Here is a 15500-nt window from a genome sequence, read left to right as displayed (position 1 = left end):
GCGCCCGTCCCGAAGGCATTCTGTTTGCCATTACTACGGCAGGCAGTAACGTGATATCCGCCTGTAAACAGCACTATGATTATTGCTGTCAGATATTGGAGGGTGAAGAACAAAATGAATCCCTGTTTGCCCTGATCTACGAACTGGACGACGAGAACGAGATTGATGATGAAGCCCTCTGGATAAAGGCTAATCCTAACCTGAATGTTTCCGTAGACAGTGATGCTTTGCACGACACAATCCAGAAAGCACGAGGCATTCCCTCGCAATGGACTGAGATGCTCACCAAACGCTTTAATATCTGGTGTCAGGGTGAAACGCCGTGGATGGGTGAAGGCGCATGGAAAGACTGCCAGTCAGACTATGACGAAAACGACCTCAAAGGCTTGGAATGCTACGCTGGATTAGATTTATCTTCAACGGGGGATATCACCAGTATCTGTTACACGTTCCCCGTGGATAACGAACTGTTATTACTGACCCGCCATTACTTGCCGGAAGCCCAGCTACAGAACCCTGCTAATAAGAATCGGGCAGTGTATCGCCAATGGGCACAAATGGGCTGGATACGTACCACGACCGGCGATTGTATTGATTATGACCGTATCCGTGATGACATTCTCAAGGATAGCCAGCACTTTGATATCAAACTGGTGGGCTTTGACACATGGAACGCCACACACTTACGCACACAACTACAGGGTGCAGGGCTGGATGTTGAGCCGTTCCCGCAAACCTACATGCGGTATAGTCCCGTAGCTAAATCCGCCGAAGTCTTTGTTAACCGCAAAATCATTCGTCACAATGGCGATCCGGTTCTCGCATGGGCGATGTCTAATGTCGTAATGGAGACAGACGCGAACGCCAATATCAAGCCGAACAAGAAGAAGTCCGCGAATAAAATAGACCCTGCAATTGCGTTTCTGATGAGTTTTGGTACATGGCAGGCAGAGCATGAAGAGTTTGCTTTTAGTCTCAATGAGGAGCAGAAGCAGCGGCTGGCTGACTTTGACGGTATTTAGATAACTTGTTGATTTTGCTTATTTCCCGCACGATGCGGGAATTCTGGTTTTGTGACAGAATTAAGTGAAATCAAAGGGTTAAATGGGCTTGAAAATCCCAATTAGCGTAACCCATTGATATCTAATCAGACGCCATATTTGGCGTCTGGTCATAGTGTAACTGACCCAATTATTTTGGGTTACCTGTCTCGTGGCAAGAAACAAGAACTACATCTCTTTAAGAGTGTTAGTTATAGATCACTCAATAGATTGAACTGCCCCTCTTTAAGAGGTTCAGTTTGTCCCGACGAAATTCGTCGATGCAAAATCCAATATCCGATAATCGGACTTTGGGTGTCACTGACAGTTAGTCAGTCGCAAATGGTCTTGAGCGTAACCGATAGTTACTCACAATTTGAGCGTCAGTCTGGCTGACTCACAGAATTTGTACAACTCATTAAGAGGTGCGCACAAAAGAGTTATACGAAAACAGATGGTTAAGTTGTTTTGTCCAGTACGTTATGTCCAAGTAATTCATTGAAATACAGTGAATTTACTGCGGTTGTCCAGCACATAAATTAACCATTACGGAAATCATGATAGGGTGGTCAAAGTGACCCCCTCGGAAGAATCAAGGAGTTACCTAACTATGGTGAAGATCACCACGGTTGCTACTTCTCCTCAAAGTGAGGATGAACGAGAATATCAATGAGTTATAAATAACTCAGGTGGGTTTGAGTTTAAGCCGTCCAGCACAAGGTTACTTAATGTAACCCAGTACGTATTATGTTCGCAGTTATTTAAGTTATTGATTATTATCATGATTTAAATCCCAACCATCTATAGGCGGTGGAACATGGCACGAAGACAGAAGAAGAATGCACCCTCGATAGTCGCTACGATCACAGGCAAGATTACCGTTCCCCCCAAGCGTATCAAGTGCCAGACGGGTAAGGTGATGGCAGTCGCTACTATGCAAGCACAGAGCGAGAAACGCAGTGATTACCCGCTGCGTGTCGTGGGCTTTGATGAGATGGCACTATCGGTGATGTTGTTACAGAAAGGCCAGGTGATCACAGTGACGGGAAAGGCTTCTTACTGGCAGGGGTATCAGTTAACTGCTTCCTCAATCACTTAATAGGTTCCGACGAAATTCGGCGCAACCTCTTCACAAGGTTGGTGCGTTTAGCGTACTGACCTCATTTCACTCTATCCCTTCATAAAATTACTGTGTATTGCAATGTGCATTGCAGACAGCAAATAAAATACCAATAAAAACAATTAAAATCGTTATAAATCAATTAAATAATAAGAATTTGCAATTTCTTCACCAAGCATATAAACTTTGTAAATGACATGGGATTACATGTGCTCATGTTGTTTATAATTTCATGAAAAACAAAAATAAATCCATTTTTTGTGTTTTCATTCGTTTTGGTGTTTGTGGATTGTTGCACCTCTCTGCGTATTGCAATGTGTATTGCAAAATGAAAAGGTTTAGTAGATGGCTGTAAACAAGCTCAGTGATAAAAAGCTCAAATCCTTGTACGGTAAACCTGTTGAAAAACAGCAGACGATAGCGGACGGGAACGGGTTATCAATCAGATTAAGTAAACAAGGGACAATCAGCTTTGTTTTCTTCTACCGCCTGTATGGGCGTGAAAGTGCGCCGATATGGTTAACATTGGGTAAATACCCCGATTTAAGCCTTAAAGTTGCAAGAGAGCAAAGAGATAAATGCAGGGCATGGTTAGCTAAAGGGAAAGATCCACGAATACAAATAAAAATAATAAAAGAAGATACGTTAAAACCTGTCACCGTGAAAGATGCCATAGAATATTGGCTCAATAATTATGCCACCAATAAACGAAAAGCAGCAATCTATATTAGAGGTTGTTTTTCTAAACATATTTACTCAGAGATTGGAAATATTCCATTAAATGAATGCACATTATCAATGTGGATTAGATGCTTTGATAAAATTAAAGAGAATGCACCAGTGCAAGCGGGATCTCTTTTGAAAATCTCACAACAGGCATTGAAATTTTGCCGAGTAAGAAAATATGCAATTAGCCATGAGATAGATGATTTGGATGTTGGTGATGTGGGTGAAAAAGCTAATAGAAGAGACAGAGTGTTAACTAATGATGAATTACGTGATGTATGGCTCTATATAAATAAAGAATATGATAACCACATTATGTCTCACGAAAACAGAATTATTCTTCGGTTTTTAATCGTTTTTGGGTGTAGGCTTTCCGAAATACGTCTATCGAAATGGGATGAATGGGATTTTTCAAACAATATATGGAGAGTGCCGCCAGAGCACAGTAAAAATGGCAGGGAAATAATCAGACCGATCCCCAGTAATTTTAAAAACTGGTTGTTGTTATTGAACCAATCAACAAAAAAGAGAGAATATGTCATTGGCTTTGATGTCAAACAATGTACGGCAAGTGTGACTATTGCGAAAATATGGAAAAGATTAAACCACAAAGAAAAGTGGACAGCGCACGATATACGAAGAGTGTTTGCTACCATACTCAGTGATAACGGATTTGAACATAACGTGGTTGAACAACTATTAGGCCATTCACTCAATGGAGTCTCTGGAATATATAATCGAAGTCAATATATTGAACAAAAAAGAAATGCACTCTACTGGTGGGTGAATTATTTAGACTCTTTAATTGAGGAGGAAATAGAAAATGATACATATATTCACTCGTGAAGAATTAGAATATTCAGATGAACTTGATAGACTAATTAGAGAAGAAGAGTGTGAATGGTTAACCTCATTAGGAAGAAGACACAGGTCATATCTTGAAAAAAATGGCAAGTTTCCTTTAAAAATAACGATAGGTCCACAAACTAAAGTTTATCGATTGTCTGAAATTCAGGCATGGATAAAAGGCACTTGGAAGCCAGAATAAAATTAAACATCATTTAAATTAATAATAACCTCGCTCGCGGGGTTTTTGTTTTTGGAGAATATAAAAATATGGCAATGAAGTTTACATCACCGACACCACAAGAACGACAATCAATTTTAAATGAGTATGGCGAGAAATATGATCGTCGAATCAGGGAAAAAGAATGTGAGCATCTTTCCAGTTTATCGCGTTCTCGTCGTTGGGTATTAGAGGAAGAAGGTAAATTTCCTAAACGCGTTCCATTGGGGCGTAATTCCGTCTCATGGTTATTAAGTGATGTTTTGTGGTGGGTACGTAATCCTCCAACAGTAGAGAACGTAAATAACCCCTATAGCCGAAAATCAAATTAATTAAGACAGGGTAGAAATATGACATCTAAAAATATGGCCTTAAATGGTCAGGGACTTGCTCACACTGAAAACAGCCAAGAGCTTATTTTGGTTCAGCATAGAACTGAATCGAGAATTGATTCACGCCTGTTTGCTAAGCGCATCGGAATTCAGCATAAGAGCCTTTATGAATTAATTAGGAAGAACACTAAGAATTTAAGGCAGTTTGGAATCCTTCCGTTTCAAACGGAGCGATTAAATACTGAGCAACTTGGTGAACGTAAGCATAAATACGCCTTGCTCAATGAAGACCAGTTCGACTTTATGTGCCGACTTATTAGAGGGCGTGATCATGATCTGATGGTTCAGTTTAAGCTGGATGTAACAAAAGCCTTTGCTAAGAAGCGAGCTGCTGAACCTATACGTCGTGAATATCTGCCTAACTATCATGAATCCCGTGATGCTTTACGTGATCTGGGCGCAGAACGTCACCATTACATCAACCTTGCTCGTACTGAGAATCGCTTTGCGGGTTTACTGGATGGTGAACGCCAGAACGCAGATGAGCAACAGTTAGGATTACTTGTCTGTATTCAGAAGATTGAACAGGCTGCTTTTCAAGATGCAAGGAATGCAGGGCAATCACCAACACAAGCACTGAGGGAAGTAAGCCGCCGTATTGAGCTGTTCGCAACACTAATGAACCCTACAGGGCGCATTGGAGGCTAATTTGATGAGCGGTCATAAAGCACTCTCTGTTCCCCCGAAACGGGGGAATCAAAGACCAAATATTGAACAATTAACCTCAAGTCGGGGAAAAATTAACTATAGGAATTCCTTTAGTTTAAGGAGTCCCGTTACCGAGGTCATTAACTCAGTGACCTCGAAGAATACCGTAGTCCTCACTTTGGCTGGTCACTCAGAGAAACTTTTCGCTCAGTTCCAATCGGAGAAATATTTCGCTGATGGGTATGCGAATATTTTCGGACACCTCAGTAACTCATTGATTTCCCCGCTGACCGTCAGATTGGCGTTTGGTCGTAGTTTGGGAGGCTCCCCGATTATTTCGGGGTGGCTGCTTAACCCATTGATATCTAATCGCACTGCAAATATGCAGTCTGGTCATAATATGCGCGTATCATTTAGCGACGCGCAAACTTTGCAGTCATCATTTAGTGGAGTGCAAAAAGAAAAGGATAGCACGGCGAATGCTACCCTTTGGGATCACGCGTCTTTGCGTCATGAGATAAATCAATTGGTTAACTACTATGATTATTTCGAGTCAGTCAACCAAGTGAAAGATATTCATTCGGTTAACCACCGGACTTATTGTCGGTCGGTTAGTTATTGTTCAATGCCGCGAGATTGCAACTCTTTACGGATAATTCTCTTTATCCATGCAGATACAGAAGCGTCACCATCTTGGGCTAACGCTGCTTTTATTCCTTGCTCAAGGGATGGTTCTACTCTTAACGCGATTTGCTTATTTCCCTTTCCTGATATTTTAATGGTTGACACTTGGTTTACTCCTGTTTATATTGGACTTATACATCAAGTGTATGACAAGTGTAGACCAAAAACAACAACGCCCCGAAGTGCTACAACACTATCGAGGCGTCTAACCAAAAACGTAAAGGAGTCTTACGCTATGGATACCCCACAGCATAACCAAACTCGCCTTAAATTTACATTCCTAATTGCATCAGGCACTCAGCGATTGGTGGATATTCATCCGGCGCGCCTTATCACTGTGCTGGCGGATAGTGAAGTTGAAGCCCGTCTACTGGCTGGCATGTCCTCGCTGATATTCGTTTCCCGTCAAGCATGGGATATCGGTATCGATACTCCTTTCAACTGTAGCGATATGTCTACCGTTCAGGGGGTGAATCATGCGTAACCCAGCCCCCCATGACTATTACACCCATAAGAACGGGGAAGCCGTACAAGTGCTGTCAGTCGCCTTTAATCGCGTGACCTTTGTCCGTGATGGTTATCACACCCCGTGCACCATGCCATTAAGCCGATTCACTAAAGAATACACCTACGCAGGGAGAGCATGATCATGTCTGATATCTATAAACATTTGGTACGCACCAGCTTTAACGACCTGAGCACCGAAGAACTCAAAGATCTGCGCAAAAACTCCGAAGGGGCATTGAGTAGCGTGATGGCGGCAATGTCTGCAATGGGGGAAATGGCTTTCTGGTCAGTTGATAACGAAAACTATGACAATCGTCAGGCAAGGGAGGATTTACGCCGTATCGGTGAAGCCCTGATGTACCTGCCCCGAATTGCCGAAGCCCTGAATGACACGCAGCAAAACGCTCAGTTTGAAATCCATCACCGCGAGGGATTCCCAAAATGGTAAGTCATATTGATATTCGGTCGGTGAAAGCAGCGGCGCAAGGGCAATGGCAAGGTTTGTTGTCTGCTTGTGGGGTGGATGTTCCAGCAAAGGGTAAGCATGGTGCTTGCCCTATCTGTGGCGGTACTGACCGTTTTCACTTCATAGACGATCACGGTAACGGTGACTGGCATTGTCGCCAGTGTGATAACCCGAATCACGGCGATGGCTTTGATTTACTGATGAAGGTCAAAGGTATCACGGTAATTGAAGCGGCTAAGGTGGTTTCTGAGGCGTTGTTGCTTCCCTTACCAGAACCCAAGCCCGCCAGAAAGGAGGCGCTAAAATCAGAGGCTCAACCCATCACCGAGAAAGTTAACAAGCTGGTGGCTCAATCCACTATCGGACAATCCGACTACCTGACTCAAAAGGGGCTGCAATGTCCCAATCAGAAGCTACTGAAAGACGGTTCGTTGTTGCTGGTCATTCAGGCACTGGACGGCACAATCACCGGTGCGCAGGTCATTAAGCCGAGTGGTGAAAAGCGCTTTGTCCCCGGCTCGAAGAAAAAGGGGAGCTTTATCCCCTTATCGCCCGTAATTGGAACGCCGGACACGATCATTATTGCTGAGGGCTATGCAACGGCCTTAACGGTCGACCAATTGCATGAGGGCTTGGTGCTGGCTGCTATTGATGAAGGAAATTTACCGACTGTGGCTAAACAGATCAGAGAGCGGTGGCCAACAGTAAAAATCATTCTGGCGGCTGACAATGATTGGCACTCACCGGAAGAACTGGACGACAAAGGTAAGCCCAAGAAGAACGTCGGCAAGATTGCAGCCGAGAAGACCGCTAAGGCTATTAATGGGTGGGTAGCGTTACCGCCAACAGAGCACAAGGCTGATTGGGACGATTATCGCCAGCATCACGGTATCGAGGCAGCAAAACAGGCATTCAGTGAAGGGTTGTATCAGGTGGGGGAGAATATGTCAGTATCAAAATCAATCGTCATTAATCTGGACGAACACCGGACAAAAGAGCGTGATCCGTTAAAGCCCTTTATTGATGAGCGTAAAAACGGAATTTATTACGTTACGCCAAAGGTGGACAAAGAGAGCGGCGAAATTATCAACCATGAGCAATGGCTCAGTGACTCAATGAAGGTGATCGGGCGCGGTCGTGATGATATTGAATTTTATCTGATTATCCAGTGGGAAGAAGACGGGACAACTTACACTGAGGCAGTGAAAACAGGTGATGTTGGCGCAAATGAAGGCTGGCGACAGCTCAAAGCCGCAGGATTGAATATTGCCACTAAACCTTTTTTACGTCACACGCTATCGGATTGGTTACAACGCTGTGCTAAAAAAACCGACTGGCACATTACCCACTCAACAGGCTGGCAGCATGGGGCTTACATCTTCCCAACGGGCGAGGTGATTGGCACTCCAGAGAAGTCCGTTATCTTTTGTGGCAGAACATCATCAATACGCGGGTATACCGTGGCAGGAACGCCTGAAAGCTGGCGTGACTCAGTAGCCAAATTAGCCAAAGGCAATCCCTTTATGATGCTGTCCATTGCGGCTGCGTTAGCTTCCCCGGTTATCGGTTTATTGCGTGATGATGGCTTTGGGGTTCACTTTTATGACCAGAGCACCGCAGGGAAAACCACCGCGCAAAGCGTCGGCTGTAGTGTCTTTGGTGAGCCGTCTGCCATGCGTTTAACGTGGTTTGCAACTACATTGGGATTGATTAATGAAGCCGCCGCCCATAATAACAACCTGTTACCTCTTGATGAAGTCGGGCAGGGATCATCGGTTAAAGATGTGGCTAATGCGTCTTATGCGCTGTTTAACGGCAAAGGCAAGTTACAAGGGGCAAGAGGTGGCGGCAACCGTGACATTCTCCAGTTTAAAACGATAGCTATCAGTACTGGCGAGGTCGATCTTGATACGTTTGTCAGAAGTGAGGGCAAGCGCATGAAAGCAGGCCAGCTTGTCCGGTTGCTGAATATTCCGTTCAGTAGCCCGACTGTTTTACATGGTTATCAGGATGCCAGAGAACACGCTAAGGCAATCGAAAAAGCCATTGCTGACAATCATGGGGCTATTGGGCGGGTATGGTGTGAATATCTGACTCAGCATCAAAAAGCAACGAGAAACACCATTGAAGAAGCCAAAATCCGCTGGAATGGGTTGATCCCCAAAGGCGCTGGGGCACAACTTCCCCGCGTGGCAGAACGGTTCGCCATCTTAGAGGGGGCACTTATTGCAGCGACGCATCTCACCGGATGGACAGAACAGGAAAGCAGAGACGCAATTCAACACTGCTTTAATGCGTGGGTGGCTGAATTTGGTACTGCCAATAAAGAACACCAACAGATACGGGAACAAACCGAGGCATTTTTAGACCGTTTTGGATTGAGTCGGTATGCACCAGAACCGTACACCTATGATCATGCCACTATTTCTAACCTTGCAGGCTACCGAAAAGATACCAGCGATATCCCCAATAATGCCGGCCTTATCCATTTCTACACATTCCCAGATGTGTTCGAGAATGAGGTATCAGAAACGTTCGATACGAAGATGTTTGCGCGGGTTCTCGCTGAATCAGGGATGCTAAGAAAGGCCGCAAATGGTGGCTTTAAGGTGCAAGGCATGAAGCACAACGGCTCACCCCGTAAGTATTATGTGCTGATGTATTCCACTGATGAAATAGAAGAATAAATTCTCTATACGCGTAAAACTGACCGACAACACCGACAAACCGACAACAGTAATATAAATATCTTATAAATCAATATACTAAAATGTTAAATGTTTGTCGGTACGTTGTCGATTTGTCGTTTTCATTGGCGGACTTAAAACAAAGCACCTGCCAGAAGAAAAACTTTCTTTTTTTGGTAGGCAAAAGGATTCGGATAAATATGAAAGAGTTTATAAGTAGCGTTGTCGGTTTTCGACAACAGGAAGTGATGTTTATCTACATGAAAGATAACAATAATATTGTAATTCTAGCGATATCAAAAAATTGAGCGACAATTAACCGACAACGATTTAACAGTGTATCTAATTGATATTAAATTGTATTTTACCTCATTGTCGGTTTGTCGGTGTTGTCGGTAACTTTTCACTATATATATACAAAAATGGAGAACATATGTTAGATGCAACAACGATTGAAAGACAGGCAGCTAATTCAGCCGCGTACTGGATGGAAAGAGCAGTCAAAGAAATAGATGCTTTGTTCGGTGAGGGGTATGCCAAACAGCACCCAGAGCTTATAGCCGCATTCATGAAGACAGCGGCACGGGATGAATTAGCGATGAACATTCGTGGGATAGCTGAAGCCTTAGAAACTTTCCAAGTAACCCTATTCAGAGAAGTAGAATAATTATATAAGGGGAATATTATGCCGATTACGCAAGAAGATATCAGAGAACACTACGATTATTACGGTATTACGCAGTTAGACGATTTACATACAAGCGAGTACCGCCAGTTGGTCAATGGTCATGCTTTTTTCTTTCAGGATTCAGGTGGTAGTCTGCGCCACACATTTTCTGAGGAAATACTGGCAACCAATAAAGAGCAGTTAGATGTATTGATAGAACAATTACAGGCGTTCAGAGAAATCATGAACGACGCGCCGGATTGGATGAGTGAAAAATAAAAGTAAAGATTTGTAAATATCCCGTCCTCATGTTTCCCCTTGTTTAGACCTCCTATCACGAGGTCTTTTTTATTATTTTTCATGGTGTTAAATAGTGATTGCTGAACCATGTAGGCACGTCCTGACTTCAATTGCTCTGTAGCAAGTCCTCAAAGGCGGTAGTGCTAACCCGCTACCGCTTCCTCAAACCTGCATGACAGCGAACCCTTAACCTACATGCAGAGGCACCATGAAGAAATTACTCGAATTACGCCAGCAAAAAGCCGATTTAACCCAGCAGATGCGTTCTCTTCTCACCAAAGCCGAAGACGAAAAGCGCTCTCTTAATGCCGATGAAGCTAAACAGTTTGACGAGCTGCGCAGTCAGTCCGGTGCCCTGAATGCAGAAATCGCCCGTTATGAGGCTTTATCGGATGAAGAGCGAAATCAGGCCAAGAACCAGCCCGCCAGTAAAACACTCAGCAATGATGAACTGCGTCACTATATCGTGACCGGAGAAACCCGCACCTTGTCTACGAGCGTACCCTCCGAAGGTGGCTATACCGTTATCCCTGAGCTGAATAAACAGATCATGCAGCAACTGGCTGATGAGTCGGTTATGCGCCGGATTTGTACGATTAAGACCACGCGTAGTAATGAGTATAAACAGCTTGTTTCGGTCGGGGGTGCAGCCGTCGCCCACGGGGAAGAAGGCAAGGCACGCAGTGAGACAGCCACACCGACGATGGAAGAAGTCAGCATCAAGCTGTTTCCGATTTATGCCTACCCTAAGACTACCCAAGAAATCATCGATTTTAGCGATGTCGATATTTTAGGCTGGTTAACCTCAGAAATTGCAGATACGTTTGTTGATACCGAAGAAACCGATCTTGTGAGTGGTGACGGCAGCAAGAAAGCGAAAGGCTTCCTGTCTTATCCTCGTGATACCCAAGCCGATAAAGCCCGTGCGTTCGGTACGTTGCAAAAGCTGGAAGTTGCCAAACTGGAAGCCGATAGCCTGATTGACCTGAAATTCCTGCTCAGGAACAAATACCGTAAAAATGCGGTGTGGGTGATGAACTCCACGACGGCTGCCAAAGTGCAGAAGCTGAAAAACGGCAACGGTGATTACATCTGGCGCGAACGTCTGCAAGCAGGTGATCCTGATATGTTACTGGGCTTGCCTGTCCATTATCTCGAATTTATGCCGGATGATGCTATCGGTCTGGGTGACTTCAAACGCGGTTACTTCATCGTTGACCATGATACCGGCACACGCACCCGTCCTGACAATATCACCGAACCGGGGTACTACAAGGTACACACGGATAAATATTTGGGTGGTGGTCTGGTGGATTCCAACGCAATCAAAGTGCTCGAAATCAAAGGCACGAAAGCGGGTTAACGATAAGGGGCACTGCGCCCCTTTGTAGTCTGGAGTCTACCAATGAAAAATGATTTTGAAATCCGCACCGCTTCCCTGTCTGCCAGTGATAAGAAACTGACCGGTTATGTCATTAAGTGGAACAGCCGATCACAAGTTTTGTGGGATGAGTTTGTCGAGCAGTTCGCCCCGAATGCGTTTAGCACCAGCTTAACGGCGGGTACAGATGTCAGGGCGCTTTATGAACATGATCACATGAACCTGTTAGGCCGTACTACGTCTGGTACATTGCAGCTTGCCGAAGATGCCACCGGATTACGCTTTGAGTTAACCCCGCCTGATACCCAATTAGGGCGTGATGTACTGGCACTAGTTGAACGGGGTGATATTTCCGGTATGTCTTTTGGCTTTCGAGCTATCAAAGATCAGTGGGATGTGGGTCAGGAGCCTTATCTGAGAACCGTTTTAGAAGCGGAACTACGGGAAATCACTGTCACCAGTTTACCCGCCTACCCTGAAAGCGGTGTTGAGATTGCCAAGCGTTCGCTGAATAGGGTTAAGCCTAACAATGTTGATTTGCGTCATTACTGGCTGCAACTGTCCGAGGTGTAACTATGTGGCCTTTTAAGCGTAAAGCCGCTGAGACTCGCAGTGTCAGTATTGATGAGTTTCTTTCTCTGGCAGGTATATCTAACACCAAATCAGGCGAGCATGTTTCACCGTCTACAGCCGAAGGCTTACCCGCCGTGATGAATGCTGTCACGGTGATTAGTGAAGCCGTGGCGACCATGCCTTGCTATCTCTATCGGGTTCAGCACCAGAACGGCAAGGAGTCCCGCGAATGGCTCAGTGATCACCCCGTGGATTATTTGCTCAATGAATACCCGAATGACTGCCAGACGCCTTTTCAGTTTAAGCGAACCCTGATGCGTCATTGCTTACTCAATGGTAATGCGTATGCAGTCATAGTCTGGGGAAAAGACGGACAGCCACAATCGTTGCACCCTTACCCACCGTCAGCGGTTGTGCCGCAACGATTATCGGATCACCGCTTTGCTTACACCATTACCGAACCTTATAGCGGCAAGGTCAAAACCTACCTACAAGAAGAAGTATTGCATTTGCGTTATGCCACCGAAGATGGCTTTTTGGGGCGTTCGCCAGTCACCATCTGCCGTGAAACACTGGGTTTGGGGCTGGCACAACAGCGCCACGGTGCCAGCATAATGAAAGAGGGCATGATGGCAGCGGGCGTGATTAAAGCCGCTGACTGGCTGGATGGCATCAAGGGCAATAAGGCACTGGAAGCCCTCGAACGTTATAAGGGCGCTCGCAATGCAGGGAAAACGCCCATTCTTGAGGGGGGGATGGAATACCAACAGTTAGGCATGAGCAACCAAGATGCGGAATGGCTGGCCTCTCGTCGCTTCACGATTGAAGATATTGCCCGTATGTTCAATGTCAGCCCGATCTTCCTGCAAGAGTATTCGAACAGTACCTACAGTAATTTTAGCGAAGCATCACGCGCTTTTCTGACGATCACCATGCGCCCGTGGCTGGCTAACTTTGAGCAGCAAATCAAGTCCGCCTTGCTGATGAACTCACCAAAACGAGGCATTCGCTACCAAGTTGAATTTGACACAGCCGATCTACTGCGAGCCAATCCGAAAGAACGCTTTCAGAGCTACGAGACGGCGATTAAATCCGGTGTGATGTGCCCGAATGAAGCCCGTGAACGCGAGGGATTATCCCCCCGTGATGGTGGCGATGAGTTTAGCCAGGCATGGAAGCAAGAGGTCAGTATTAAAAAAACAGAGGTGAAAGATGAGTAACCCTCTCATAACATTGGACGAAATCAAACAACATTGCCGGATAGATGAAAGTGATACGTTAGAAGATACCTTACTTCAAGGTTATGCCAATGCTGCCTTAGAAGTCTGCCAGCAACATATCGGCAAGCGCTTTGATGATGGCTTGGTATTCAGTCCGGCGATCAAAGTTGGCTGTTTACTTTATATCGGTTTACTGTATGAAACTCGTTCGATGGTGGCAGATAAGGAACTGAAAGAAATCCCGTTCACCATCAAATCATTATGGTCTGTCTATCGTGATGTAGGAGTCTACTGATGCCGTGGCAACCGTTAAAGCGCTGTAGCTATCCCAATTGCCGTGAGCGGGTCAAGTCTGGTCGCTGTGAGCAGCACAAACGGGAAGCTAGACGACAACAGGACAGTAAACGAGGCTCAAGGCGTGAGCGAGGTTATACCCCTGCATGGGATAAATACCGTCTGCAATTCCTTAAGTCCAATCCGCTGTGTGTGCATTGTTTCAAGGTAGGTGTGTATGCCCCAGCGACGATTGTGGATCATATCATACCCATTGACGGTGGTAGTGATGTGCTGTTTTGGCCTGACTTCAATCACCAGCCGCTATGTAATAGCTGCCACAGTCGAAAGACCGTGACCACTGACCCAACAACGAAACAGCGGCGTAAGAATGGGGAATATCGGGAACTGGAAGCAAAGGCAGCCCAGCGCAATAACTGGATTCATGAGTATAACCAAGATGCGTGAAGATGAAGTGGATCAACTCCTTAAAGGGTTACTCAAGCACAGTGAACCTTACCGACAACAAAATCAGATTGCGCCTGAGAAACCCACAGCGAGGCGCAAGACACAGCGTGATAGGGAGCTAATGGAATGCTTCCGAAATCGCTAGAGAAGCACTCAGAAGGGGGTGGGGTGTCAAAAATGACAAACGCCCTGCCTCATGGCACCACCCGCCCCTCGAATTTTTATGCACGGCACTTTTTTCAATAGCAGTAACTTCATAGGAAACAATAGATTATGGCAAGAGCACCCAAACCCCCGTTTATTTAAATGAGATTGCCGCCGAGCAATGGAAATCAAAAGCCAAAATCCTCAACGAACGGGAAGATCTCAGCCCAGCAGACTGGAACAACTTAGAACTCTATTGCGTTAACTATGCGATTTACCGTAAAGCCGTTGAAGACATTGAAGTGCGCGGGTTCGCAGTGGAAGGTTCACGCGGTGCAGCGACCAGTAACCCCTCACTGAAAGCGAAAGCCGATGCGGAAAAAATCATGATAAAAATGTCGTCATTGCTGGGCTTTGATCCGGTTTCCCGCCGCCGAAATCCGGTAGAAAGCGATGAACCCGACGATTTAGATGTGCTGATGGCCTGAGTGATACCCCGATGAACGCATGGGAACAGTACGCTTTTGATATCAAAAACGGCAATATTCCGGCCTGTAAACGGGTAAAACAGGCCGTGAAACGCTACTTTAACGACCTGAATAACCCGCTTTATATGTTCGATACCGAAGTTGTAGAACGTTTTGTGGGCTTTTCCCGTCTCTGCCCGCACGTCAAAGGCCACTTGCGCGGTAAGCCGATTATGCTTGAACCGTGGCAACAGTTCGCCTTTGCGAATCTGTTCGGCTTCAAGGTTAAGGCCACCGGTCGCCGGAAATACGCAGTGCTTATATTCAGGTGCCGCGCAAAAATGCCAAATCCACGGTAGCCGCGATACTGGCTAACTGGTTTCTGGTGATGGAGAACGGGCAGCAGGATATTTACACCGCCGCCGTGAGTCGGGATCAGGCGCGTATTGTGTTTGATGATGCCCGCCAGATGTGCCTGCTTTCAAAACCACTCAAGAAGCGGGTATCTATCCAGCAACACAAAGTGACTTATACCAAGAGCAACAGCCTGTTAAAACCGTTGGCAGCCAAAGCCGCCACGATTGAGGGTACTAACCCCAGCCTTGCTATTGTCGATGAGTATCATTTGCACCCCGATAACGCGGTTTACTCTGCCCTTGAATTGGGGATGG

General features: G+C 45.6%; 18 protein-coding genes and 2 pseudogenes. All 20 read left to right on the top strand.

The window, feature by feature from the left end; translation table 11 throughout:
- Positions 1-1022 (top strand): terminase large subunit (locus tag Xish_RS15675; protein ID WP_141554001.1); only part of this gene is annotated, 1022 nt, incomplete at its 5' end.
- A gap of 835 nt (positions 1023-1857) precedes the next feature.
- Complete coding sequence (locus Xish_RS15670; RefSeq protein WP_099118795.1) at positions 1858-2139, top strand: hypothetical protein; 282 nt, start codon at positions 1858-1860, stop codon at positions 2137-2139.
- 366 nt (positions 2140-2505) lie between these two features.
- On the top strand, positions 2506-3732 hold the full coding sequence (locus Xish_RS15665; RefSeq protein ID WP_099118794.1) for a tyrosine-type recombinase/integrase: 1227 nt from the start codon (positions 2506-2508) through the stop codon (positions 3730-3732).
- A complete protein-coding gene (locus Xish_RS15660; protein WP_099116170.1) occupies positions 3710-3934 on the top strand; it encodes a helix-turn-helix transcriptional regulator in 225 nt (74 codons plus the stop codon). The genes Xish_RS15665 and Xish_RS15660 overlap by 23 nt, the downstream gene beginning before the upstream one ends.
- Positions 3935-4002: 68 nt before the next feature.
- A complete protein-coding gene (locus tag Xish_RS15655; RefSeq protein WP_099116169.1) occupies positions 4003-4284 on the top strand; it encodes a helix-turn-helix transcriptional regulator in 282 nt (93 codons plus the stop codon).
- Positions 4285-4302: 18 nt separating this feature from the next.
- Complete coding sequence (locus tag Xish_RS15650; protein ID WP_099116168.1) at positions 4303-4992, top strand: Rha family transcriptional regulator; 690 nt, start codon at positions 4303-4305, stop codon at positions 4990-4992.
- Between the two features lie 148 nt (positions 4993-5140).
- A complete protein-coding gene (locus Xish_RS18695; protein WP_167383187.1) occupies positions 5141-6160 on the top strand; it encodes a hypothetical protein in 1020 nt (339 codons plus the stop codon).
- Positions 6153-6323 carry a DUF4222 domain-containing protein gene (locus Xish_RS15635; protein WP_099118793.1) on the top strand — a complete coding sequence of 57 codons (171 nt, stop codon included), beginning with the start codon at positions 6153-6155 and terminating at the stop codon, positions 6321-6323. Before Xish_RS18695 ends, Xish_RS15635 begins: the two co-directional genes overlap by 8 nt.
- A gap of 2 nt (positions 6324-6325) precedes the next feature.
- Positions 6326-6631, top strand: a complete 306-nt coding sequence (locus Xish_RS15630) for a hypothetical protein (RefSeq protein WP_099118608.1) — start codon at positions 6326-6328, stop codon at positions 6629-6631.
- A complete protein-coding gene (locus Xish_RS15625) occupies positions 6625-9336 on the top strand; it encodes a DUF927 domain-containing protein (RefSeq protein ID WP_099116164.1) in 2712 nt (903 codons plus the stop codon). The genes Xish_RS15630 and Xish_RS15625 overlap by 7 nt, the downstream gene beginning before the upstream one ends.
- Before the next feature lie 433 nt (positions 9337-9769).
- The gene (locus Xish_RS15620; RefSeq protein WP_099116163.1) at positions 9770-10003 is read left to right on the top strand and encodes a hypothetical protein; all 234 of its coding nucleotides are present in this window, start codon (positions 9770-9772) and stop codon (positions 10001-10003) included.
- Positions 10004-10021: 18 nt separating this feature from the next.
- Positions 10022-10282: a hypothetical protein gene (locus Xish_RS15615; RefSeq protein WP_099116162.1), complete on the top strand. Its 261-nt coding sequence runs from the start codon at positions 10022-10024 to the stop codon at positions 10280-10282.
- Positions 10283-10511: 229 nt separating this feature from the next.
- Positions 10512-11666 (top strand): phage major capsid protein, encoded by a 1155-nt coding sequence (locus Xish_RS15610; RefSeq protein ID WP_099116161.1) that lies wholly within the window; start codon positions 10512-10514, stop codon positions 11664-11666.
- A 42-nt stretch (positions 11667-11708) separates the two neighbouring features.
- Positions 11709-12257: an HK97 family phage prohead protease gene (locus tag Xish_RS15605; RefSeq protein ID WP_099116160.1), complete on the top strand. Its 549-nt coding sequence runs from the start codon at positions 11709-11711 to the stop codon at positions 12255-12257.
- A 2-nt stretch (positions 12258-12259) separates the two neighbouring features.
- Positions 12260-13477, top strand: a complete 1218-nt coding sequence (locus Xish_RS15600; protein ID WP_099118792.1) for a phage portal protein — start codon at positions 12260-12262, stop codon at positions 13475-13477.
- Entirely contained in the window at positions 13470-13772 is a 303-nt protein-coding gene (locus Xish_RS15595) for a head-tail connector protein (RefSeq protein ID WP_099116159.1), read from the top strand. The genes Xish_RS15600 and Xish_RS15595 overlap by 8 nt, the downstream gene beginning before the upstream one ends.
- Complete coding sequence (locus Xish_RS15590; RefSeq protein WP_099116158.1) at positions 13772-14218, top strand: HNH endonuclease; 447 nt, start codon at positions 13772-13774, stop codon at positions 14216-14218. The genes Xish_RS15595 and Xish_RS15590 overlap by 1 nt, the downstream gene beginning before the upstream one ends.
- Positions 14196-14363: a hypothetical protein gene (locus tag Xish_RS18690; protein ID WP_167383186.1), complete on the top strand. Its 168-nt coding sequence runs from the start codon at positions 14196-14198 to the stop codon at positions 14361-14363. Before Xish_RS15590 ends, Xish_RS18690 begins: the two co-directional genes overlap by 23 nt.
- 128 nt (positions 14364-14491) lie before the next feature.
- Positions 14492-14850 (top strand): annotated as a pseudogene (locus Xish_RS15580) (phage terminase small subunit P27 family).
- A gap of 11 nt (positions 14851-14861) precedes the next feature.
- Positions 14862-15500: pseudogene (locus Xish_RS15575) on the top strand (terminase large subunit domain-containing protein); the annotation flags it as partial.

The sequence above is a fragment of the Xenorhabdus ishibashii genome, from assembly GCF_002632755.1.
GTDB lineage: Bacteria > Pseudomonadota > Gammaproteobacteria > Enterobacterales > Enterobacteriaceae > Xenorhabdus > Xenorhabdus ishibashii.
Note: the sequence above shows the minus strand (reverse complement) of the source record. Positions and strands in the feature narration are given on the sequence as shown.